The following is a 20,905-nucleotide window of genomic DNA, read 5'->3' as shown; positions in this document are numbered from 1 at the left end:
AAGGAGCGCATCATGGACCTGTCGTTCAATGCCGAGGAGCGCGCCTTCCAGGACGAGGTGCGTGGCTTCATCGCGAAAAATCTCACTGAGGAGATGAAGCGCGCGACCGCGCTGACGCCGTCGGTGTTCTCCGATCCTGATATCGGCATGGCCTGGCAGCGCGCGCTGCACCGGCAGGGCTGGGGCGCACCGGGCTGGCCAGTCGAATATGGCGGCCCGGACTGGACGCCGGCGCAGCGCTGGATTTTCGAGACCGAGAGCGCGCGGGCCGGCGTGCCCAATGTCAATGTGATGGGCGTGAAGATGGTCGGGCCCGTCATCATCGGCTTCGGCAGTCCCGAGCAAAAGAATTTCTACCTGCCGCGGATTCTCTCCGGCGAGGATTATTGGTGCCAGGGCTATTCCGAGCCGGGCTCCGGCTCCGATCTCTCGTCGCTGAAGACGCGCGCGGTGCGCGACGGCGACGACTACATCATCAACGGCACAAAAATCTGGACCACGCATGCGCACCACGCCAACCGCATGTTCGCGCTGGTGCGCACCAGCGACGGGCCGCGGCAGCAGGACGGCATCAGCTTTGTCCTGATCGACATGACGACGCCAGGCATCACCACGCGTCCGATCCTCACCATCGGCGGCGACCACGAGGTCAACCAGGTGTTCTTCGACGACGTGCGCGTACCCGTCGCCAACCGCGTCGGTGAGGAAGGCAAGGGCTGGACCTACGGCAAATATCTGCTCGAGTTCGAGCGCGGCTCCGGCATTGCGTCGGCGAAGCTGCGCGAGGGGTTGAAGGCGATTGCGGAGCTCGCCGAGTCAGATCTGACCGGTCGCGCGATCGACAGTCCCGATATCGCCTCGCGCATCTCCGAGGTCGAAGTCGACATCGACGCGCTGGAGATGACCGAGCTGCGCGTGCTGTCGGCGCTGCAGACCGGACAAAATCCCGGCGCGGTGTCGTCGATCCTGAAGCTGCGTAACAGCGAGATCCGCCAGGCCGTGACGCGACTGGGCGTCGACGTGATCGGTCACGATGCGCTCGCAGTCGAGCCGATGCGCCCGCTCTACAAGCTCAACCACGAGCCCGCGGTGCCTGAGGAGATGCTGACGGTGGTGCCGGAATATCTCAACGGCCGGGCCTATACGATCTTCGGGGGCACCTCGGAAATCCAGCGCGACATCATCGCAAAGATGATGCTGGGGATTTGAGGCTCGTAGTCCGGATGGAGCCACCTACTCGGTGTCGCCCCCGCCTAGTGCGCAATTGCGCACGGGGGCGGGGACCCATAACCACAGGCGGATTTGGTTACGGGGACTCGGAGTTGGCGGCTTCGCGTCAAGCCGCGCCCTGTGGTTATGGGTCCCGGGCTCGCGCTGTGCGCGCCCCGGGACGGCAGTGGAATGTGTCGCGATAGCCCGCGTAACAGCTGCGCTTAGCCCGCAACCTTCGCGTCCCGGATCGCCTTCCAGATCTTCTGCGGCGTCAGCGGCGTGTTGAGCTGGGTGATGCCGAGCTCGGCGAGCGCGTCCATCACGCCGTTGGTGACGCAGGGCGGGCCGCCGATGGCACCGGATTCGCCGCAGCCCTTGGCGCCGAGCGGATTGGTGCGGCAGGGCGCGGAATCGTCTAGCGTCACCACGATCGGCGGCACGTCGTCGGCGCGCGGGATGCAGTAATCCTGGTAGCTGGCGGTGAGGAGCTGACCGTCGGCGTCGTAGGATACGCCTTCGTAGAGCGCCTGGCCGATGCCCTGCGCGACGCCGCCATGGATCTGGCCGGTGACCAGCATCGGGTTCACGGCAACGCCGACGTCGTCGACCGTGGTGTAGCGCACAACGCGGGAGACGCCGGTCTCGGGGTCGATCTCGACCTCGCAGATATGCGTGCCGTTCGGCCAGCTCGGGCCATCGACCTCACCTTCGGAATCGACGCTGAGTTTTGCGCCGCCTTCCTTCTCGGCAAGATCGAACAGGCTGATGCGGCGGTCGGTACCAACCACGGTGAGCATGCCGCCCTGGTACTCGATGTCCTCGACCGAGGTCTCGAGCACGTTCGCCGCCTTCTCACGTGCCTTCTGGATCAGATCGTTGGAGGAGACCGCCACCGCCGTGCCGCCGACGAACAGCGAGCGCGAGCCGACGCTGCCAAAGCCCATGGCGAGATCGGTATCGCCCTGGACCACGTCGATCTTGTCCATGGCAATGCCGAGTGTGTCCGAGATCATCTGGGTGTAGGTGGTCTGCAGCCCCTGCCCCATCGCCATGGTGCCGGAATGCAGGACGACGCGGCCCTGCGAGGTCGCGTGCAGGCTGACCTTCTCGGTGTGGGCGCGGCCGCCGGTCCATTCGATGTAGGAGGTGAGCCCGCGGCCGTAGAGCAGGCCCTTCTTCTTCGCCGCCTTCTTGCGCGCGGCAAAGCCATCCCAATCGGCGAGCTTCACGGCGCGGTCGAGCATGTGGGCGAAGGCACCGGAATCGTAAACCTGCCCGGCAGCGTTGGTGTAGGGCAGCTGCGCAGGCTTGATGTAGTTCGCTTTCCGGATCGCGCGCGGATCCATGCCGATCTTTCGGGCGGCTGCGTCGAACAGGCGCTCGACGATGAACACCGCCTCCGGGCGGCCCGCGCCGCGATAGGCGCCGACAGGCGCGGTGTTGGTCATCACCGACTGCACCTCGAAATGCACCAGCGGTAGATCGTAGACACCGGTCTGCACGAATGGCCCGAGCACCAGCGGGATGATGTTCGCCGCACCCGAGGAGTAAGCGCCGGTGCAGCCGATCGACTTGACGCGATAGGCCAGCACCTTGCCCTTCTCGTCCAGCGCGAAGGAGGCGGTCGAGGTGAGATCGCGGCCGTGCGTGCCGCCGACGAACTCGTCGGTGCGGTCACCGCGCCAGCGGATCTTTTTGTTCAGCTTGGTCGCGGCATAAGCGACGATCCCGTCTTCCGGATAGAGGTTGGTCTTCTGGCCAAAACCGCCGCCGATGTCGCCGACCAGCACGCGTACGCTGTCCTTGGGACGCTTGAGCACGGCTTCCGCCAGCACGTCGCGGGTCGAGGCCGGGGTCTGCGACTGCACGTGCAGGAGGAGGCGGCCGGTTTTCTTGTCAATCTCGGCAATGGTCGAGCGCGGCTCCATCGCGGAGGGCACGAGGCGCTGGCTGACGATGTCGAGCTCGACCGTGTGCGCGGCCTTGGCGAATGCCTCGTCGGCCTTTGCGGCATCGCCATAGCTCATCGCGCCGACGATGTTGTCGGGCGCCTCGGGCCAGACCACGGGCGCACCGGGTTTTACGGCCTCGACCGGATCGACCACCGCGGGCTGCACGTCGTACTCGACCACGATCGCTTCGGCCGCGCTTTGCGCCTCGGTGCGCGACGAGGCGACCACGGCTGCGACCGCCTCGCCGGCATAGCGCACGATCTCATGGGCGAGCAGGCGGCGCGGCGGCACGGTCATCGGCTTGCCGTCCGGGCGCTTGAAGATGCTCAGCGTCGGGATGGTGCCTATATCGTCCCTGACGAGGTCGGCGCCGGTATAGATCGCGGCGACGCCCGGCATCGACGCGGCTGCGCTGGTGTCGATCGCGACGATGTTCGCGTGGGCATGCGGCGAGCGCAGCACATGCAACCACAGCGCGCCCTCCTCCGGCTTGTCGTCGATGAACTGGCCCTTCCCGGTGAGCAGCCGCTGGTCTTCCAAACGCTTGACGGGCTGGCCCGCTCCGAAACGCAAATTGCCGGGAAGAATATTCATTCCGTGGGGTCCTCAGGGTCTTTTCGAAACTGCGGGCAGCCTTTTAGCGGATCGATCGGAGGCATACCAGCCGCGGTTTTAGGCGGGATATGTACGGATTCGTCATGCCCGGGCTCGTCCCGGGCTTCCACGTTCTTTGTGCTGCGGGTTAAGGCGTGGATGGCCGGGTCAAGCCCGGCCATGACGACGGAGGAGCCTAGCCCAGCTCCCGCAGCGCCGCTTCCACCACCTTGCGCGCATCGGCCGTCAGCGCCGCTTGCGGCGGGACGGGATCGCCGACGTCGTAGCCCTGGATCGCTAGCCCGGCCTTGATGCAGGCCGCGAGGTTGAAGCGGGCGAAGGCCTCGTTGATCCGCCACAGCCTGCGCTGGAGCGCTATGGCCTCGTCCCAGCGGCCGGCCTTGCAGAGGTCGTAGAGCGCGACGCTCTGGCGCGGGATGATGCAGGCCGGGCCCGCCATCCAGCCGAGGCCGCCGATCAGCATCACTGCGGCCGGGATATGGGCGGAGGCCGAGAACACGCGCAAGGCATCGCCGCAGCGGTTCATGATCGAGAGCAACCGGCCCGTATTGGTCGAGGCGTCCTTGATGTAGCCGATGCGCGGATGTTCGGCGAGGCGAGCGATGATGTCGAGCGTGAGATCGGAACGCTGAAATTGCGGATTGGTGTAGATGACGACGGGAATGTCCACGGCATCCGCGATGCTGCGGAAGTAGGATTCGACCTGGGCATCGGCGAGCGGAAAATAGGCTTCCAGGATCGCCAGGATGCCGTTGGCACCACACTTCTGATAGGCCTTCGCCTGAGCCACCGCGTCCGCCGTCGACGTGGAGGCGACGCCGGCCACAACCGGCACCCGTCCCTTCGCGGCCTGGATGGTGGTCTGCACGATCGCGGTGCGTTGCGCGGCATTGAGATAGGCGAACTCGCCGGTCGAGCCGAGCGGCGTCAACCCGTGCACGCCTGCGCCAATCAAATCGTCGCAGAGCTTGCCGAGGACTTCGGTGCGCACCGTGCCATCGGTATCGACGGGCGAAACGAGATAGGGAAAGACGCCGTGAAAATCGGGCATGTCAGGCTGAACCCCGGAAAACTGGCTAGCGCCTGACCGGTATTAGCAATGCCCGCGCCGGCGATCAAATCCTGATCAGGCGCACCCGCGTGCCCCAGGGATCGACGGCCTCCACACCGTTGGCGAGCGCCGTGACCTGCGCTCCGCCCTTGCGCAGGCGTTCCTCCTGCGCAGCGAGAATGTCCTGCTTGGCCATGAGCAGCGAGAACCAGGCGAGCCCCGTGGTCTGATCGTCGCGCTGGCCGGCCCCCTGGCTCTGCCAGACATTCATGCCGAGGTGATGGTGATAGCGGCCCGACGACAGGAACGCAGCGCCATTGCGGCTGCGGGTCGGGTCGAGGCCAATCGTGCCGTGGTAAAAACTCTGCGCCTGCGCGAGATCGCCGACGCGCAGATGCATGTGGCCGATGCGCAGGCCGTCCGGGGCCTTCGCATAGTCAGCGACGCGCGTATTGGTCAGCGACAAGAGGTCGGGGATGTTGAGCTCGTCGCTCGCCATCTTCACGCTGCCCTCGCTCCACTGCCACTGCGAGGGATCGCGGTCGGCATAGACCTCGATGCCGTTGCCTTCGGGGTCGTCGAGATAGACGGATTCACTGACGAGATGATCGGCGAAGCCCGACAGCGGCACGCGATGCGAGGCAGCATGCACCAGCCAGCGCGCAAGGTCCTTGCGCGTCGGCATCAGGAAGGCGGTATGGTAGAGGCCCGCAGCGTTGCGCGGCTCGATCGCGGCCTCGGGACGGGCTTCGAGCACCAGCAGCGTGATGCCGGCCGTGCCGAGCCTCGCGGTGCTCGCCGAGCGCTCCATCACGGCGAGCCCGATCACGTCGCGGTAATAGTCTGCGACCTTGTCGAGGTTCTTGACCCGGAGCGTCACCATGCCCACCCGCATCGGCGTGCGGCTGGCATAAGTCGGCCCGCCGCCTTGCGGAGTGCCCTCGGCACGCGCAGCAGCCGCGGCCGCCATCGCGAGCGAGGTCGCGCCGGCGAGATGAAGCAAGGTGCGGCGGGTGAGGTCGATGGTCATCGTCGGGGCTCGCTGGAAACGCTTAGGGACGTGCGGTGCAATTGCCGGATTGCTACACGTTCCCGTGAGCGCGTCCCAATCACATGTTCGTCGGCCGTGGTCCTACGGAGGCCGACCGCCCCATCTGTCCTGGCCACCCGGCCAGTTTCGCAATCGCCCGCGACATCCCAGATTGAGGACAATCTACAGGAGCCTTCCATGACCGACCCCACTCCTCTGTCGTCCCTTTCGTCCGCGCTCGCGGATGTCGTGACGCGCACCGCGCCATCCATCGTCGCCGTGCATTCGCATCGCACCCGCGCCACCGGCTTCGTCTGGAAACCCGGCCTGATCGTCACCGCCGACGAAGCGCTGGCCGACGAGGGCGAGGTCCAGATCAGCCTCCCCGACGGCAGCACCGCGGCCGCCACGATCGCTGGCCGCGACCATACGACCGACGTCGCGCTGTTGCGCACCGATGCCCGCATTGCGCCAGTCAAGCTGGCCGCGACCGTTCCGCCCCTCGGCTCGTTGTCGATCGTCGTCGCCACCGATCGCGATGCGCCGAGCGCTGCGCTCGGCATGGTGTCGGCGTCAGGCAAGAGCTGGCGCAGCCTGCGTGGCGGCGACATCGATGCGCGGATCGAGCTCGACGTTCGCCTGCGCTTCGGCCAGCAAGGCGGCCTTGCGCTCGATGCTTCGGGCGAAGCCTTCGGCATGGCCGTGCTCGGCCCGCGGCGGGTGCTGGTGATCCCGGCGGCGACAATCGAGCGGGTCGCGGCACAATTGGAGGCGCGCGGCCACATTGCCCGCGGATATCTCGGCCTCGGGCTCCAGCCGGTGCGGCTCGACGACGGCATCGGCGCGATGGTGATGAATGTCGACCAGGCCGGTCCTGCGGCTGCGGCCGGCATCCGCCAGGGCGACGTCATCGTGGCGGTCAACGACCAGAAACTCTCCGGCGTGCGCGCGCTGTCACGGACGCTGGGACCTGCGAGCGTCGGCGCGGTGGTCGATGTCGCGGTGCGCCGCGGCGGCGAGCCAGTCAGCTTCAAGGTCACGGTCGGCGAGAGGCCGGAGGCGTGAGCGCGGACAAGGCGCCCGAGATCGTGCTCGCCCTGGAGATCGACGATCCTGCCCTCGCCGATCGCCTGGCGGCCTTGCTCGGCAACATCGCCGGGCTTCGGCTCGCCGCGCCCGGCGAGGCCGCCACGGCGACGATCCTCGCCCGCGATCCGCGCAGCATGCCGGAAGACATCGCACTGACGCAGCGCGAGCTCGATGTCCTGGCGCTGATGGCTGAAGGCGCGTCCAACAAGCTGATCGCGCGCCAGCTCGGCATTTCCGTGCACACGGTCAAATTCCACGTCGGCTCGCTGCTCGACAAGCTGGATGCGACCGGCCGCACCGACGCGGTCGCGCATGCGGCACGCCGCGGCGTGATCGAGCTATGACGCCGTCGGCCCTATTGCGTTGATGTCGCCGGGAAGCTGAGCCGGACCGTGAGACCCGGCGCGTTGTCGTGCAGCGCAATCCCGGCGCCATGGAGGCCGGCAACGGCCGCGACCAGGCTCAAGCCCAGACCGTTGCCCGGCGTGTAACGGCTCTGTTCGAGCCGGTAGAAGCGCTTGAACACGTGATCGCGCTCCTCGGAGGGAATGCCCGGACCATCGTCGGCGATCGCGATCACCGCCCCGCCGCCGGCGCTGCGACAGAGCACGGTGACCTGCCCGCCCGCGCGGCCGTGCTTGATCGCGTTGTCGACCAGATTGGCGATGGCGTCGAACAGCAGGTCGCGGTCCCCCGTAATCGCCACCTCGCGGTCGCCGCCAAGGCTGAGGCGGGTCGCCACCTGCTCCGCCGCGGCGTCGTAGAGCTCGACGACCTCGCCGGCAATCTCAGTGAGGTTCAGCGCGCGAAACGCGCTCCGGCGGGCGCGGGTTTCAATCTCCGAGATCCGCGTGATGGAAGCGAACATGCCGAGCACGGCGTCGAGATCTGCGATGGTGTCGCCGATCAACGTCGCATCGGCCTCGCCATTTCGCGGGGTGTGATAGGCCTTTTCCAGCCGGCCGCGCATCCGCGTCAGCGGCGTGCGCAGATCGTGGGCGACGTTGTCGCTGACCTGCTTGACCTCGGCCATGAGTGTCTCGATGCGGTCGAGCATCTGGTTGAGGTTTTCGGCGACGCGGTCCCACTCGTCGTGACTGCCGCGCAAGGGAATGCGCCGGTCGAGGCCAGACAGCATGATGGCGCGGCTGGCCGCATTGATCTCCTCGATCCGACCGACCGTGCGCCGCGTCACCAGCACGGCCGCGAGCCCGGCCAGCACGGCCAGCAGCGCGGCGACCGCGATCATCGCAAGTTCGATCATCGCGGTGAAGCCGCTGTGATCGCCGGCGTCACCGACCCGGCTCTTCACATAGGCGATTGTGCCGAAATAGACATAGGCCATGATCGCCGCGACGATCAGGCCGAATACCGCGATCGCGATCAGCGCCAGACGGAAGGTCGAGGAGCGGAGCGTCTTAGCCAGGAGCACGGAGACAATATCCGATGCCGCGGATGGTATGGATCAGCGGATAGGCCTGGGCATCGTCGACCTTGCGGCGGACGCGCCCGACATAGACGTCGATGATATTGGTGGAGGGATCGAAATGCAGGTCCCAGACATGCTGGAGCAGCATCGCCCGGGAGACGACGCGGCCCTCGTTGCGGACGAGATACTCGAGCAGTTGAAACTCGCGCGGCAGCAGCGGAATTTTCCGGCCGCGCCGGCTGGCGTTGCGCGCGATCAGGTCGACGGCGAGATCGCCGACCCGTAGGATCGTTTCCTTGGCAATGGTCTCGCTGCGGCGGCCAAGGGCCTCGAGCCTTGCCAGCAATTCGGTGAAGGAGAACGGCTTGACGAGATAGTCATCGCCGCCGGCGCGCAAGCCGCGCACGCGGTCGTCGACCTCGCCGAGTGCGGAGATGATCAGGAACGGTGCGGCGATGCCGTCGTCGCGCAACTGGCGCATCACGGTGATGCCGTCGATGTCGGGCAGCATGCGGTCGATGGTGATCACGGCATAGTCACGCGCGGCGCCGTGGCTCAGGGCTTCACGACCCGTCGCGGCAAGATCGACGTCGTAGCCCGAGGTGGTCAGTTCCTCGACGAGCTGGCCTGCGGTTTCCGGATCGTCCTCGACGACCAGAATGCGGCGGTGACCTCCGGTCATGCAAAACTCCGCGCGACGATCGCCACCAGACTATCCCGTTCCGGGGCTGAGCGGAACCGCCCGGTGGCGATCGCGACAATGGTGCGGTACCGCGATGCGACTACCAATAGTCTCCGCACACATTGACCCATTGCCACCCATAGGCTGTCCAGCTCCTTTGCCAGCAACCATCGTCGTAATAGTTGGCATAGTTGGCATAGAAGAACGGCGCGCCGACGAAAGCGAACCGGTTGAAGCGGTGATGCCGGAAGAAGAAGGCGTGGCGGCCGACGAACGGCCTGCCGTGCCAGCCCGGGCCAGCAAACCGCGGGCCGAAAGCGGCGCGGGTCGCCAATGGTGCACCGACAAAGCGCGGCCCCATGGCAGCGCGGGCGGCCATTGGCGAACCGGCGAAGCGTGCTCCACCGAAGCCCGGGCCGCCAGCAAAGCGCGCGCCACCCATGCCGCCGAAGCCACCCGCGCGCATGCCGCCGAAGCCGCCCGCATGCATTCCGCCGCCACCGAAATGCCCGCCACCGCCAAAGCCGCCATGGCCGCCGCCGAAGCCACCACCGCCGAAGCCGCCACCGCCATGCCCTCCGCCACCGCCGCCGCCACGGGCAAGTACGGGTGAAGCGAGCGCCATCATTGCGGCGAGCGTCACCGCGGTGACGCCCTTGAGAAGCTTGTTGTCCATCGAAGCATCCTCCGTGCTGCGCGGCGATCTTTCTGCCGCGCGAGGAGGATCAGATGAGAGGAAGGGACAGGCACCTTCAACTTACAAACGCGCCAGATTCTGACGCAGGTGTTAGGGACGAACGCTCTTTCGTTCCCTGGCCCCGTTCTGACGGGGAGAGGGGCTGCATCCGCGAGTGCAATCTAAAAAGTGATCGCAACGCTTGTCCCGTGCACCATCAGCTTACGAGCCGGAGGAACCTTTGATCCGGTCAACCGCATGCCTTGCCTCTCGCCCGGATCGCTAGCGCTATCCGGCCTCTCCCCGCAAAGAGCGGGGAGAGGTTCAAGTATCACGCCCGCTTGCCGTTGTTCTTCTCCGCCGCGCGGCGCATGGCTTCGGCGAGTGCACCACCACCGGAAGATTCCTGGTTGCGCGGGGCCGACGACGTCATGCGCGCCGGGTTTCGCGAGCCGTTATCCCGCTGCATGCCGGGCGCGTCCTTCTTGGCGCCGACCTCGTCGTCGAGGCGCAATGTCAGCGAGATGCGCTTGCGGGCGACCTCGAAGTCCAGCACCTTCACCTTGACGATGTCGCCGGGCTTCACCACCTCGCGCGGATCCTTGATGTAGTTCCTGGACATCGCCGAGATGTGAACCAGGCCGTCCTGGTGCACGCCGATATCGACGAAGGCGCCGAAGGCGGCAACGTTGGTCACGGTGCCCTCGAGGATCATGCCCTTCTGGAGATGCTTGATCTCCTCGACGCCCTCCTTGAACACGGCAGCCTTGAACGCCGGACGCGGGTCGCGGCCGGGCTTCTCGAGCTCGCGCAGGATGTCGGTGACGGTCGGCAGACCAAAGGTCTCGTCGACGAAATCCTTCGGCTTCAGCGTGCGGACGATGTCGCTGCTGCCGATCAGTGCCTTGATGTCGCTCTTGGTGGCCGCGAGAATACGGCGCACCACGGGATAGGCTTCAGGATGCACGCCGGAGGCGTCGAGCGGGTCCTCGCCGCCGAGGATGCGCAGGAAGCCGGCACACTGCTCGAACGCCTTCGGGCCGAGGCGCGGCACCTCCTTCAGTGCCTTGCGCGACTTGAACGGGCCGTTGGCGTCACGGTGCGCCACAATGCTCTGCGCGAGTCCCGAGCCGACGCCCGACACGCGCGCAAGGAGCGGTGCCGATGCGGTGTTGACGTCGACGCCAACGGCGTTCACGCAGTCTTCGACCACGGCATCGAGCGATTTTGCGAGCTTGGCCTGGCCGAGGTCATGCTGATACTGGCCGACGCCGATCGCCTTGGGCTCGATCTTGACGAGTTCGGCGAGCGGGTCCTGGAGCCGCCGCGCGATCGAGACCGCACCGCGCAGGGTGACGTCGAGACCCGGCAATTCCTCCGAGGCGAAAGCCGAGGCCGAATAGACCGACGCGCCGGCTTCCGACACCACGATCTTGGACATCTTCAGCTCGGCGAGACCCTTGAGGAGATCGGCCGCGAGCTTGTCGGTCTCGCGCGAGGCGGTGCCGTTGCCGATCGCGATCAGCTCGACGCGATGCTTCAGCGCGAGCTTGCCGAGGATCGCGAGCGACTCGTTCCACTGCCGCTGCGGCTCGTGCGGATAGATCACGGCGGTATCGACAACCTTGCCGGTCGCATCGGTGACGGCGACCTTGACGCCGGTGCGGTAGCCGGGATCGAGGCCCATGGTGACGCGGGTGCCGGCGGGTGCCGCGAGCAGCAGGTCGCGCAAATTGGAGGCGAACACGCGCACGGCCTCGGTCTCCGCCGCGTTCCACAGCCGCATGCGCAAGTCGATGTTGAGATGCACCTGGATCTTGGTACGCCAGGCCCAGCGCACGGTGTCGATCAGCCAGCGATCGCCGGCGCGCTTGAGGTCGGCGATGCCGAACCGCTTCATGATCTTCAATTCATAAGCGCTCGGCACGCCCGGCGGCGGCGCTTCGGCCTCGGCCTGGATCTGGAGATCGAGGATCTCTTCCTTCTCGCCGCGGAACATCGCGAGGATGCGGTGCGACGGGAGCTTCGTCAGCGGCTCGGAGAACTCGAAATAGTCGGCGAATTTCTCGCCCTCGGTTTTCTTGCCGTCACGCACCTTGGAGGCCATGCGCGCGTTGGTCCACATCTCCTCGCGAAGCGAACCGATCAGGTCGGCGTCCTCGTCGAAGCGCTCGACCAGGATGGCGCGCGCGCCATCGAGCGCGGCAGCGGCATCCGCAACGCCCTTCTCGGCGTTGACATAGGCTTCGGCGACCACCTTCGGATCGTTGCCGGACTCTGCCATCAGCTGATTGGCGAGCGGCTCGAGCCCGGCTTCCTTGGCGATCTCGGCCTTGGTGCGGCGCTTCGGCTTGAACGGCAGATAGATGTCTTCGAGGCGCGCCTTGCTGTCGGCGGCGAGAATGGAGGCTTCCAGCGCGGCATCGAGCTTGCCCTGCTCGCGAACTGATTCGAGGATGGCCTTGCGGCGGTCTTCGAGCTCGCGCAAATAGCCCAGGCGCTCCTCCAGGGTGCGCAATTGCGCGTCGTCGAGCGCACCGGTCGCTTCCTTGCGGTAGCGGGCGATGAAGGGAACCGTGGCACCGCCGTCGAGCAACGCCACCGTCGCCTCGACCTGCTCGGCCCGAACCCCAAGCTCCTGCGCAATTTTCTGGTTGATATTTGCCACGCGAGATTCCCTCTATCCTAGCACGCGACGCAAACCGAAATCCGGCCGCGGGACGCCGCTTATGGACCAACCGAGGTTGATTCATCAAGGTGCGGCGCGCAACCGTCGACAGAGGATTTTTTTGTTGACCCGATGCGATCTCGCCACATTCGTGGGATGCCGTCGGCTTCTCTCTTGCGTCGCGGGAAACCAAAAATGGCCGATCCGTCGCCCTTCGAGGCTCGCTTCGCCCGCACCTCAGGGTGACGGTGAGAGGACATCGCGTGCACCTTGACATGCGCCTCCGTTCCACGGCTGGTTGACCCGCCGGACCATCGAACTCCACACGAGGACTGCAATGCGGACAGCATCGGTCGGCGTCTTCAAGATCGCCACCACCGGCCCCGGCGACGTCTCCGGCCTCATGGCCATGATCGGCTCCGGCACGATCGACCCGACAACGATTTTGGCCATCCTCGGCAAGACCGAAGGCAATGGCGGCGTCAACGATTTTACGCGGGAATATGCCGTTGCTGCGTTGTGCACGGCGCTGGCGCCGGAACTCGGCCTTTCGCCAGCGGCGGTCGAGCAGCGCATCGCCTTCGTGATGTCGGGAGGCACCGAAGGCGTGCTCAGCCCGCATATCACGGTGTTCACGCGGCGCGAGGCTGAGCGCCCGGCAGGCATGTCCGGCAAGCGCTTGAGCATCGGCATGGCGCACACGCGGGACTTCTTGCCCGAAGAGATCGGCCGCTCCGCACAGATCATGGAAACGGCCAAGGCGGTGACTGCAGCGATGGAGGATGCCGGCATCACCGATCCCGCCGACGTCCATTTCGTGCAGATCAAATGCCCGCTGCTCACCAGCGACCGCGTCGAAGCAGCAAACGCGCGCGGCAACAAGACGGCCACGACCAGCGCCTACAGCTCGATGGCCTATTCTCGCGGCGCCTCCGCGCTTGGGGTCGCGGTCGCGCTCGGCGAGATCGCTGCCGATATCCGCGACGACGACGTGCTGAGGCGCTACGATCTGTTCTCGTCGGTTGCGTCCACCTCGTCAGGGATCGAGCTGATGCATAACGTCGTGATCGTGCTCGGCAACTCGGCGTCCTCAGTGAGCCAATTCGAGATCGGACACGCCGTGATGAACGATGCCATCGATGCCCCGGCGGTGATATCGGCGTTGAACGGCGTCGGGCTTGGCGCCGCGCCGCAAACCACCGAAGGCCGCGAGTTCGTCAACGTCTTCGTCAAGGCCGAGGCCTCGCCGAACGGCAGCGTGCGCGGCTTCCGCCACACCATGCTGGAGGATACCGACATCAGCTCGACGCGCCACGCCCGCGCAGCCGTCGGCGGCCTGATCGCCGGCCTCGCCGGCACCGGCGCGGTCTATGTCTCCGGCGGCGCCGAGCATCAGGGGCCTGCCGGCGGCGGGCCGGTTGCGGTCATCGCGCGGCTGTCTTAATGACGCCGACCTCTCCACCCGGCGCAACCCTGCCCTTCGCGCCGGCTCAGTTGATTCACGCGGGCCCTTGCGAAAAAGCTGGCGTCGCACCTAAGGGGACTTGACTTCATGACTTTGCCGATGAGCTGGAATGAATGGGCGCAGCACGATGGCGTTGGCCTCGCGGCGCGCGTCCGCAAGGGCGAGCTGGCGGCGAAGGAACTGGCGCGCCAGGCCGCCGCGGGCGTGGCCAAGGTCAATCCGGCACTGTCCGGCGTGGTCGAGCTGTTCGAGGACGTGATAGCCGATCCGGCCAAGGACGGCGCCAATCTCGCCGGCCCGTTTGCCGGCCTGCCGTTCCTGATGAAGGACCTCGGACCGACCATGAAGGGCCGGCTCCAGGAGATGGGCTCGCTCCTGATGCGCGGCAATCGCGCGAGCGCCGACACGTTCCTGACTGGTAAATTCCGCCAGGCCGGCCTCAACCTGATCGGACGCACCACGACGCCGGAGTTCGGCGTGTGCAGCTCGGCCGACAATCCCGCCGTCTATGTCACGCGCAACCCATGGAATACCGACTACACCACCTGTGGCTCGTCGGCAGGCAGCGCGGCGATGGTCGCAGCCGGCGTTGTGCCGATCGCGCATGCGACCGACGGCGGCGGCTCGATCCGCATTCCCGCCGGCGTCAACGGCAATATCGGCCTGAAGGTGTCGCGCGGCGTGTTCTCGCTGGCGCCGCACATGTCGGATCTCACCGGCCTCGTCTCGATTCAGGGCTGCCAGTCGCGCTCGGTGCGCGACACCGCCGCCTTCGTCGATCATGCCCGGGGACCTGCGCCCGGCGAGTTCATGCCGTTCTGGACCACGGCGCAGCCGTATTCCGAAATGATCAAGCGCGATCCGTCAAAGCTTCGCATCGCGCTGTCGCACACCTGGGGCGATTACACCGCGACGCCAGAGATCGCCGCCGAGTTGGAGAAGACCGGCCGCTTCCTCGAGGGCCTCGGCCATCACGTCGACTACGCGCTGCCCGAGCTCGATTTCCGCGCCGCCTTCGCGGCGCAGACCACCTGCTACATCTCGAATTTTGCCGTGGTGATCTCCAACATGCTCGCCGCGCGCGGATTGGAGAAGCCGCCGGAAGATCTGATCGAGCCCATGAACATCAGGATCTGGGAAGCCGGCCGCCACACAACCTTCGCCGAGCGCGCCAAGATGCAAGGCGTGTTCAACACGACCTCGCGCGGCTTCGGCAGCTTCTTCGAGCAGTGGGATGTGATCCTGACGCCGATCACCGCACTGCCGACGCCGAAGGTCGGCACGAAAGAATACCTCACCATCTCCGACAATCCCGATGTGCTGGACTGGTTCGGCAATCTCTGGCGCTTCTTCGCCTTCACGCCGCTCGCCAATCTCTGCGGCATGCCGGCGATCTCGATGCCGATGGCGTCGCAACAGCACGGCCTGCCGCTCGGGATCCAGGCCATTGCCAAACAGGCCAATGACGGCCTCTTGCTGCAACTCGCCGCCCAGATCGAGCGCGCGCTCGACGGCAAGTGGAACGGCGGCAAGAAGCCGAAGGTGCATGTGGGCTGAGGCGAAGTTACTCGTTTCGGAGGGCCGTGCGCTTGCGGCCATCCTTCGAGACGGCCGCCATTGGCGGGCTCCTCGGGATGAGGCCTCGTTTCGCGGCGAGAGGCGTTAGACCCTCATGGTGAGGAGGCCGCGAAGCGGTCGTCCTACGGACGACGCTTCTCGTCGCCGCGAGAACCATGAAGGCCGAAGACGACCTCCAAAACGCGACTGTCAGTTCTTCACCGTCGGGATCACCTCAGCCGGCTGCTGCTGGCCCTGCTTGTACATTGCGAGCGCCTTGTCGAGCGCTTCGCGCAGCGCCAGCGCTGCGGCCACGCTGCAACGTAAGTGCGCGGTCTGGACCACGTCGACCCTGACGGCGGCGCCGACCGGCATCAGGAGGTTGGCGGCGAGCTCGATCTGGATCGCGCCGTTGTGGTGCCCGAAGCAGGATGCGCCGTCGAAATAGATGATCGGTGCCCGTTCCGAGCTTGAGCTCGAAATGGTCACGGGCCCCTGATTGGTGGCGGGTGTTTCGGGGTCGGCCATGGGCACTCCTCACGAATAGTTAACAGACGAAGTGCCCACCATCGTTGCTTCGGCCCGCCCTGTCGAGGCCAAACCGGCCCAGATGGACCTGCCGTGCGGCCGCATTCGGGGTTTTGCGCCGCGCCCGCCGCTGGTCTAGAACGTCACCATGTCCACGTCACCGACCACGCTCCCGTTCGAGGAACTCGCCGAGGCGATCAAGGGCCGCCGCTCCGATTACGGCCATATCAGCGGGCTGCAGCTCGACCGCTTCGCACCCGCCGAGGCCTGGTCCAGCTTGCCCTACCGTCCCGTCTTCGTCGGCGACACCGAGACCGGCGTGCTGCATGGCGGCGTCGTCACTGCGATGCTGGACGAGAGCTGCGGCATGGCGGTGCAACTTGCGCTCGACGGCACGCGCGCGATCGCAACCCTCGATCTGCGCATCGACTATCAGAAGCCGGCAACGCCCGGCCTCGACATCAAGGCGCATTCGGTCTGCTACCGCACCACCCGCTCGATCGCGTTCGTGCGCTCCACCGCCTACCAGGAGTCCGAGGACGATCCGGTCGCGACCGCAACCGCCTGCTTCATGATCGGTGCCAACCGCACCAACATGCTCGCGGACCGCAGGATGGATTCGCGCAGCATCCCGACATTGGAGGCGCCGGACGATCCGGACGGCCCATTCGCCAACAGCCCGTTCGCGCGCTGCCTCGGCATTCGCGTCAACGATGACGGCACGCTGACGATGCCGTTCTCGCCAAAGATCATCGGCAATCCGATCCTGCCCGCGATCCATGGCGGCATGACCGGCGCCTTCCTTGAGACCACCGCGATCCTCGGCGTGCGGCGTGAGCTCGGCATCGCCGCGCTGCCCAAGCCGATCGGACTCACTGTTAACTATTTGCGCTCCGGCCGCGCCCTCGATACCGTTGCCAATGTCTCGATCGTGAAACAGGGCCGGCGCATCGTCGCCTTCGAGGCGCGCGCCTGGCAGGACGATGCGAACAAGCCGATCGCCACCGCTTTCGGCCATTTCATGCTGCGGCCAACGCCCGGAAGTGACGAGGAATAGGCGTATTTTCCCTTGACGACAGGGGGCCGGGCCACAACGATAGCACGTTCCCTGCGAGAGGTATTGGGTTGCGGCATCCGCTCGACATCATCGCCATGTTCGCCGCGCTCTGGCTGCTGGCATCGATGGTGCTCGACGCGCTGACGCCGACGGAGCTGACGGCGGTCATGATCGGAATTGCGATCGGACCCGCCGTGGTCATCACCGCCGTGTTCTACTACCTCCGCTGCCCGCGTACGGACTTTGCGGTGATGTTCGCCGCCTTGTGGCTGATCTCGGACATCGCGATTGCATTCATCTCGCCAACACAGCTGCCGCATTTCCTGATCGTGCTTGGCTTCGTCCCGGCGCTCATCATCGGCATCGTGTTGCACTGGCAACGCTTCCAGAACCGCCACGAACGGCTGCCCGCGCCCTCGGTGAAGCGGAGCTAGCGCGGTAAAAGATTGGTCTTCGCGAGATCGAGCACCTCGTCGCCACGGCCGTTCATCACCGCGCGCAGCACCCAGAGGCTGAAACCCTTGATCTGCTCGGGCGTGATGGTCGGCGGCATCGACAGCTCCTGCTTCGCCGTGACGACATCGAGCAGCGCGGGCCCGTCATGGGCCAGCATCTCCTTCACGGCGCCCGGGAGCTCGCCGGGATCCTCGACGCGTTTGGCGAAGATTCCCATTGCGCGCGCCATCGCCGCGAAATCGGGATTCTCAAGATCGACATTGGTATCGACGAAGCCCGCGGCCTTCATCTCCAGCGCGACGAAGCCGAGTACGCCGTTGTTGAAGACGACGACCTTCACCGGCAGCTTCATCTGGGTCAGCGTGATGAGATCACCCATCAGCATGGTGAAACCGCCGTCGCCCGATAGCGAGATCACCTGGCGGCCGGGCTGCGAGGCCTGCGCGCCGATCGCCTGCGGCATCGCGTTGGCCATCGAGCCATGCACGAACGAGCCGATCAGCCGGCGGCGGCCGTTCATGTCGAGATAGCGCGCGGCCCACACCGTGGGCGTGCCGACATCGGCGGTGAAGACGGCATCGTCGGAGGCGTGGTCGCTGATAACCTTGGCGAGATATTGCGGATGGATCGGTTTGCTGCCCGGCGTGCCCCTGGCGAGCGAGTCGAGGCCTTCGCGCGCTTTCTTGTAATGCGCAATGGCGTCATCGAGATGCCTGCGCTGTGTCTTGCTCTTGAGCAGCGGCAGCAGCGCCTCGATGGTGAGCTTGACGTCGCCGACGAGGCCGAGATCTATCTTGCAGCGCCGGCCGAGATTTTCCGGGCGGATGTCGATCTGCGCGACCTGGCAGTCAGTCGGGAAGAACTGCTTGTAGGGAAAGTCAGTGCCAAGCATCACCAGCGCGTCGCAGGCGTGCATGGCGGCGTAGCCCGAGGAGAAACCGATGAAGCCGGTCATGCCGACATCGTAGGGGTTGTCGTATTCGACATGCTCCTTGCCGCCGAGCGCGTGCACGATCGGGCTCTTCAGCGCTTCAGCCAATTGCATCAGCGGTGCATGCGCGCCGGCGCAGCCGCGGCCGCAGAACAGCGTGATGCGCTCGGCACCGTTCAGGAGATCGGCGAGCGCCTTCAGCTCATCGGCTTGCGGCACGACATTCGGCGGCGTCAATGCGAGCCCGCGCGCCGTCGAGAGCTCACGCTTCGGCGGCGTGCGGAAGGCGACATCGCCGGGCATCGCGATGACGGCGACGCCGCGCAATCCCACCGCGGCGCGGATCGCGTTCTCGAGCACGAAAGGAAGCTGGGTCGGATCCGAGACCAGCTCGCAATAATGGCTGCATTCCCGAAACAGGTTTTGCGGATGGGTTTCCTGGAAATAGCCGCCGCCGATCTCGGCCGAGGGGATCTGCGCAGCGATCGCGAGCACGGGGACGCGGCTGCGATGTGCGTCGAACAGGCCGTTGATCAGGTGCAGATTGCCGGGACCGCAGGAGCCCGCGCAGACCGCGAGGCTTCCTGTCATCTCGGCTTCGCCGGCGGCCGCGAACGCCGCGACCTCCTCGTGCCGGACATGGATCCATTCGATGGTGCCGCGGCGGCGCAGCGCCTCGGTGAAAGCGTTCAGACTGTCGCCGACGATGCCGTAGATGCGCTTGACGCCAGCCTGTTCGAGCGTTGCCACGAACAGATCGGCTATATTGTTGATCGCCATGTCGGTCTCCTGATCTCGCTGATGCAGCAAGATAGGATAAGCCGCGGCTGTGACCGCATCACGGCTTGTTTATTGCCGGCTCAGTCTTTCGCAATCGCCCGATCGTAGGCCGCGATCGTCACCTTTGCGCGAGCGGCAACATCCGCGGCCGTCATGCCGGGCTTGTAAAGACTGGAGCCGAGCCCGAACGCGGTCACGCCGCCCTTGATGTACTCCGCAAAATTCTGGTCGGCGACGCCGCCGACCGCGGCGATCATCACGCCGGCCGGCAGCACGGCGCGGATCGCGGCGATGCCGGACGCGCCGAGCACGCTCGCCGGAAAGAACTTCAGGCCCGATGCGCCGGAGCGCGCGGCAAGCAGCGCCTCGGTCGGCGAGAACACGCCGGGCAACGTCACCATGCCGTGCTCATGCGCGCACGCCAGTACCCCTGTGTCGACATTGGGCGAGACCATCAGCTTGCCGCCGACATCGTTGAGACGATCGACATCTGCGGCGGTCAGCACCGTGCCGGCGCCGATCAGGACGCCTACCGGCGCGAGCTTCGCAGCGGTGGCGATGGAGCGGAACGGATCGGGCGAGTTCAAGGGAATCTCGATCGCGGTCATGCCGGCCTCGATCAACACGCTGACGATCGCCTCGGCCTCTTCGGGCTTGACACCACGGAGGATCGCAACCAGCGGCCGCGTCATCGGCGGAAAGGGAACGCTCATCTCAAGAATCCTTCTTAACTCGTCCAGATCGCGGCCGCCGCCATCGACAGGCCGCGGCGAACGGCTTCATCCGCATCGATCGGCTGCACGGTCACCGACAGGGCATCGAAGGCGAGCCGGTACAGCATCGCGAGCCGCCCCGAAGCAATCAGCGTGATGCCCGCTTTCGGCACAGTGCCGGACAGCCCTGCTGCCAGCTCGGCGCCGATCAACGTGCCCGACAGCGTCTCGCGCGCGGCGGCCGGTGAGCCACCGAACAGGAGCTGCCGCGACCGCGCGCCGAACAGCAGGTTGGCCGCGAAGGCGGGCGCCTCAAACGCGGCTTTCACTGCCGCCTTGAAGCTCGCGACATCCTCGGCGTCATCGGCATTGGCGACCGCGAGCGACAAAATCGTCTCGCGCGAGACCACGCTGAAAAGCTCGCCCGTCATGAAGGTGGAGAACTGCGCAACGATGCCGTCGTTCACGCGCACCCATTTCGAATGCGTGCCGGGCATGCAGACCAGCGCCTCGCCGGCGGCATCGAGGCCGAGCGCGCCGAGCAATTGGGTCTCCTCGCCGCGCATCACATCAGGCGCTCTTGCATCGCGCTGCGCGATGCCGGGCAGGATGCGGATGTCGCGCGCCTCGCCCGGCACGCGTGCCGCCTGCTGCAGGACGGCGGCGAGCGGCGCCGGCGTGTCGACATAGCCGGCCTCGACCCAGCCGGTCTTGGCGCCGGCCATGCCGCAGACGAGAACCGGCAGATGAGCGGGCGCCTCGACCGCGGCAAGATGCGATTGCAGCACGCCGGAAAAGCCGGCCTTGGCCGCTGCCAGCATGCCCTCGTCGCTGCGACGTTCGGCCAGCACATGGCCGGCACGGTCGACCAGCCACAGGCGAAAACTGCTGGTGCCCCAGTCCACCGCGACATAGGCGGGTTCGGTCATCTCAACGGGTATCCCTAGTCTCACCGGCAAGACGCCGTCTCGCGACAGTGAGACGGGCCCCTTGCAAATCCGCCCCGGGATATCG

18 protein-coding genes are annotated in these 20,905 nt (G+C 66.2%); 7 read left to right on the top strand and 11 right to left on the bottom strand.

Going from position 1 to position 20,905, the window contains the following annotated elements; genetic code table 11:
- Positions 1 to 12: 12 nt before the first annotated feature.
- Positions 13 to 1,209 carry an acyl-CoA dehydrogenase family protein gene (locus JQ627_RS11945; RefSeq protein ID WP_212484405.1) on the top strand — a complete coding sequence of 399 codons (1,197 nt, stop codon included), beginning with the start codon at positions 13 to 15 and terminating at the stop codon, positions 1,207 to 1,209.
- A 224-nt stretch (positions 1,210 to 1,433) separates the two neighbouring features.
- On the opposite strand, the gene JQ627_RS11940 is transcribed toward JQ627_RS11945, so the two are convergent.
- The 3 genes from JQ627_RS11940 to JQ627_RS11930 form a co-directional block, all read right to left on the bottom strand.
- Positions 1,434 to 3,758, bottom strand: coding sequence for a xanthine dehydrogenase family protein molybdopterin-binding subunit (locus JQ627_RS11940; RefSeq protein WP_212484404.1), 2,325 nt, complete (start codon positions 3,756 to 3,758; stop codon positions 1,434 to 1,436).
- A 196-nt stretch (positions 3,759 to 3,954) separates the two neighbouring features.
- Entirely contained in the window at positions 3,955 to 4,830 is an 876-nt protein-coding gene (locus JQ627_RS11935; RefSeq protein ID WP_212484403.1) for a dihydrodipicolinate synthase family protein, read from the bottom strand.
- Positions 4,831 to 4,894: 64 nt separating this feature from the next.
- The gene (locus JQ627_RS11930) at positions 4,895 to 5,860 is read right to left on the bottom strand and encodes a VOC family protein (RefSeq protein ID WP_212484402.1); all 966 of its coding nucleotides are present in this window, start codon (positions 5,858 to 5,860) and stop codon (positions 4,895 to 4,897) included.
- Between the two features lie 198 nt (positions 5,861 to 6,058).
- On the opposite strand from JQ627_RS11930, the gene JQ627_RS11925 reads away from it, so the two are divergent.
- Positions 6,059 to 6,925, top strand: a complete 867-nt coding sequence (locus tag JQ627_RS11925; RefSeq protein WP_212484401.1) for a S1C family serine protease — start codon at positions 6,059 to 6,061, stop codon at positions 6,923 to 6,925.
- Entirely contained in the window at positions 6,922 to 7,293 is a 372-nt protein-coding gene (locus tag JQ627_RS11920) for a response regulator transcription factor (RefSeq protein ID WP_212484400.1), read from the top strand. The genes JQ627_RS11925 and JQ627_RS11920 overlap by 4 nt, the downstream gene beginning before the upstream one ends.
- A gap of 11 nt (positions 7,294 to 7,304) precedes the next feature.
- On the opposite strand, the gene JQ627_RS11915 is transcribed toward JQ627_RS11920, so the two are convergent.
- From JQ627_RS11915 to JQ627_RS11900, 4 genes are all read right to left on the bottom strand, one after another.
- Complete coding sequence (locus JQ627_RS11915) at positions 7,305 to 8,381, bottom strand: HAMP domain-containing sensor histidine kinase (RefSeq protein ID WP_212484399.1); 1,077 nt, start codon at positions 8,379 to 8,381, stop codon at positions 7,305 to 7,307.
- Positions 8,368 to 9,060 (bottom strand): response regulator transcription factor, encoded by a 693-nt coding sequence (locus JQ627_RS11910; protein WP_212484398.1) that lies wholly within the window; start codon positions 9,058 to 9,060, stop codon positions 8,368 to 8,370. The genes JQ627_RS11915 and JQ627_RS11910 overlap by 14 nt, the downstream gene beginning before the upstream one ends.
- Positions 9,061 to 9,160: 100 nt before the next feature.
- On the bottom strand, positions 9,161 to 9,736 hold the full coding sequence (locus tag JQ627_RS11905; RefSeq protein WP_212484397.1) for a hypothetical protein: 576 nt from the start codon (positions 9,734 to 9,736) through the stop codon (positions 9,161 to 9,163).
- A gap of 331 nt (positions 9,737 to 10,067) precedes the next feature.
- A complete protein-coding gene (locus tag JQ627_RS11900) occupies positions 10,068 to 12,404 on the bottom strand; it encodes a Tex family protein (RefSeq protein WP_212484396.1) in 2,337 nt (778 codons plus the stop codon).
- Positions 12,405 to 12,741: 337 nt separating this feature from the next.
- On the opposite strand from JQ627_RS11900, the gene JQ627_RS11895 reads away from it, so the two are divergent.
- Both JQ627_RS11895 and JQ627_RS11890 read left to right on the top strand, forming a co-directional pair.
- Complete coding sequence (locus JQ627_RS11895; protein WP_212484395.1) at positions 12,742 to 13,848, top strand: ring-opening amidohydrolase; 1,107 nt, start codon at positions 12,742 to 12,744, stop codon at positions 13,846 to 13,848.
- 108 nt (positions 13,849 to 13,956) lie between these two features.
- Positions 13,957 to 15,426: an amidase gene (locus JQ627_RS11890; protein WP_212484394.1), complete on the top strand. Its 1,470-nt coding sequence runs from the start codon at positions 13,957 to 13,959 to the stop codon at positions 15,424 to 15,426.
- Between the two features lie 210 nt (positions 15,427 to 15,636).
- On the opposite strand, the gene JQ627_RS11885 is transcribed toward JQ627_RS11890, so the two are convergent.
- Complete coding sequence (locus tag JQ627_RS11885) at positions 15,637 to 15,954, bottom strand: hypothetical protein (protein WP_212484393.1); 318 nt, start codon at positions 15,952 to 15,954, stop codon at positions 15,637 to 15,639.
- Between the two features lie 148 nt (positions 15,955 to 16,102).
- Between JQ627_RS11885 and JQ627_RS11880 the strand changes: the two genes are divergently transcribed.
- Positions 16,103 to 17,011, top strand: coding sequence for a PaaI family thioesterase (locus JQ627_RS11880; RefSeq protein WP_212484392.1), 909 nt, complete (start codon positions 16,103 to 16,105; stop codon positions 17,009 to 17,011).
- 68 nt (positions 17,012 to 17,079) lie between these two features.
- Positions 17,080 to 17,445: a hypothetical protein gene (locus JQ627_RS11875; protein ID WP_212484391.1), complete on the top strand. Its 366-nt coding sequence runs from the start codon at positions 17,080 to 17,082 to the stop codon at positions 17,443 to 17,445.
- Here the strand turns inward: JQ627_RS11875 and poxB are convergent.
- The 3 genes from poxB to JQ627_RS11860 form a co-directional block, all read right to left on the bottom strand.
- On the bottom strand, positions 17,442 to 19,178 hold the full coding sequence (gene poxB, locus JQ627_RS11870; RefSeq protein ID WP_212484390.1) for a ubiquinone-dependent pyruvate dehydrogenase: 1,737 nt from the start codon (positions 19,176 to 19,178) through the stop codon (positions 17,442 to 17,444). The genes JQ627_RS11875 and poxB overlap by 4 nt on opposite strands.
- A gap of 80 nt (positions 19,179 to 19,258) precedes the next feature.
- Complete coding sequence (locus JQ627_RS11865; RefSeq protein ID WP_212484389.1) at positions 19,259 to 19,891, bottom strand: 2-dehydro-3-deoxy-6-phosphogalactonate aldolase; 633 nt, start codon at positions 19,889 to 19,891, stop codon at positions 19,259 to 19,261.
- A 14-nt stretch (positions 19,892 to 19,905) separates the two neighbouring features.
- Positions 19,906 to 20,820 (bottom strand): 2-dehydro-3-deoxygalactonokinase, encoded by a 915-nt coding sequence (locus tag JQ627_RS11860; RefSeq protein WP_212484388.1) that lies wholly within the window; start codon positions 20,818 to 20,820, stop codon positions 19,906 to 19,908.
- Positions 20,821 to 20,905: the final 85 nt, after the last annotated feature.

This window comes from Bradyrhizobium liaoningense, assembly GCF_018130785.1.
GTDB classification, from domain to species: Bacteria; Pseudomonadota; Alphaproteobacteria; order Rhizobiales; family Xanthobacteraceae; genus Bradyrhizobium; species Bradyrhizobium liaoningense_A.
This window is presented reverse-complemented; position numbering and strand designations above follow the sequence as displayed.

What these genes read in the sequence shown, in the direction of transcription:
- JQ627_RS11945 (WP_212484405.1), top strand. Translation starts at nt 13, where the DNA reads ATGGACCTGTCGTTCAATGCCGAGGAGCGCGCCTTCCAGGACGAGGTG.
- JQ627_RS11940 (WP_212484404.1), bottom strand. Translation starts at nt 3,758, where the DNA reads ATGAATATTCTTCCCGGCAATTTGCGTTTCGGAGCGGGCCAGCCCGTC.
- JQ627_RS11935 (WP_212484403.1), bottom strand. Translation starts at nt 4,830, where the DNA reads ATGCCCGATTTTCACGGCGTCTTTCCCTATCTCGTTTCGCCCGTCGAT.
- JQ627_RS11930 (WP_212484402.1), bottom strand. Translation starts at nt 5,860, where the DNA reads ATGACCATCGACCTCACCCGCCGCACCTTGCTTCATCTCGCCGGCGCG.
- JQ627_RS11925 (WP_212484401.1), top strand. Translation starts at nt 6,059, where the DNA reads ATGACCGACCCCACTCCTCTGTCGTCCCTTTCGTCCGCGCTCGCGGAT.
- JQ627_RS11910 (WP_212484398.1), bottom strand. Translation starts at nt 9,060, where the DNA reads ATGACCGGAGGTCACCGCCGCATTCTGGTCGTCGAGGACGATCCGGAA.
- JQ627_RS11905 (WP_212484397.1), bottom strand. Translation starts at nt 9,736, where the DNA reads ATGGACAACAAGCTTCTCAAGGGCGTCACCGCGGTGACGCTCGCCGCA.
- JQ627_RS11895 (WP_212484395.1), top strand. Translation starts at nt 12,742, where the DNA reads ATGCGGACAGCATCGGTCGGCGTCTTCAAGATCGCCACCACCGGCCCC.
- JQ627_RS11890 (WP_212484394.1), top strand. Translation starts at nt 13,957, where the DNA reads ATGACTTTGCCGATGAGCTGGAATGAATGGGCGCAGCACGATGGCGTT.
- JQ627_RS11885 (WP_212484393.1), bottom strand. Translation starts at nt 15,954, where the DNA reads ATGGCCGACCCCGAAACACCCGCCACCAATCAGGGGCCCGTGACCATT.
- JQ627_RS11880 (WP_212484392.1), top strand. Translation starts at nt 16,103, where the DNA reads ATGTCCACGTCACCGACCACGCTCCCGTTCGAGGAACTCGCCGAGGCG.
- poxB (WP_212484390.1), bottom strand. Translation starts at nt 19,178, where the DNA reads ATGGCGATCAACAATATAGCCGATCTGTTCGTGGCAACGCTCGAACAG.
- JQ627_RS11865 (WP_212484389.1), bottom strand. Translation starts at nt 19,891, where the DNA reads ATGAGCGTTCCCTTTCCGCCGATGACGCGGCCGCTGGTTGCGATCCTC.
- JQ627_RS11860 (WP_212484388.1), bottom strand. Translation starts at nt 20,820, where the DNA reads ATGACCGAACCCGCCTATGTCGCGGTGGACTGGGGCACCAGCAGTTTT.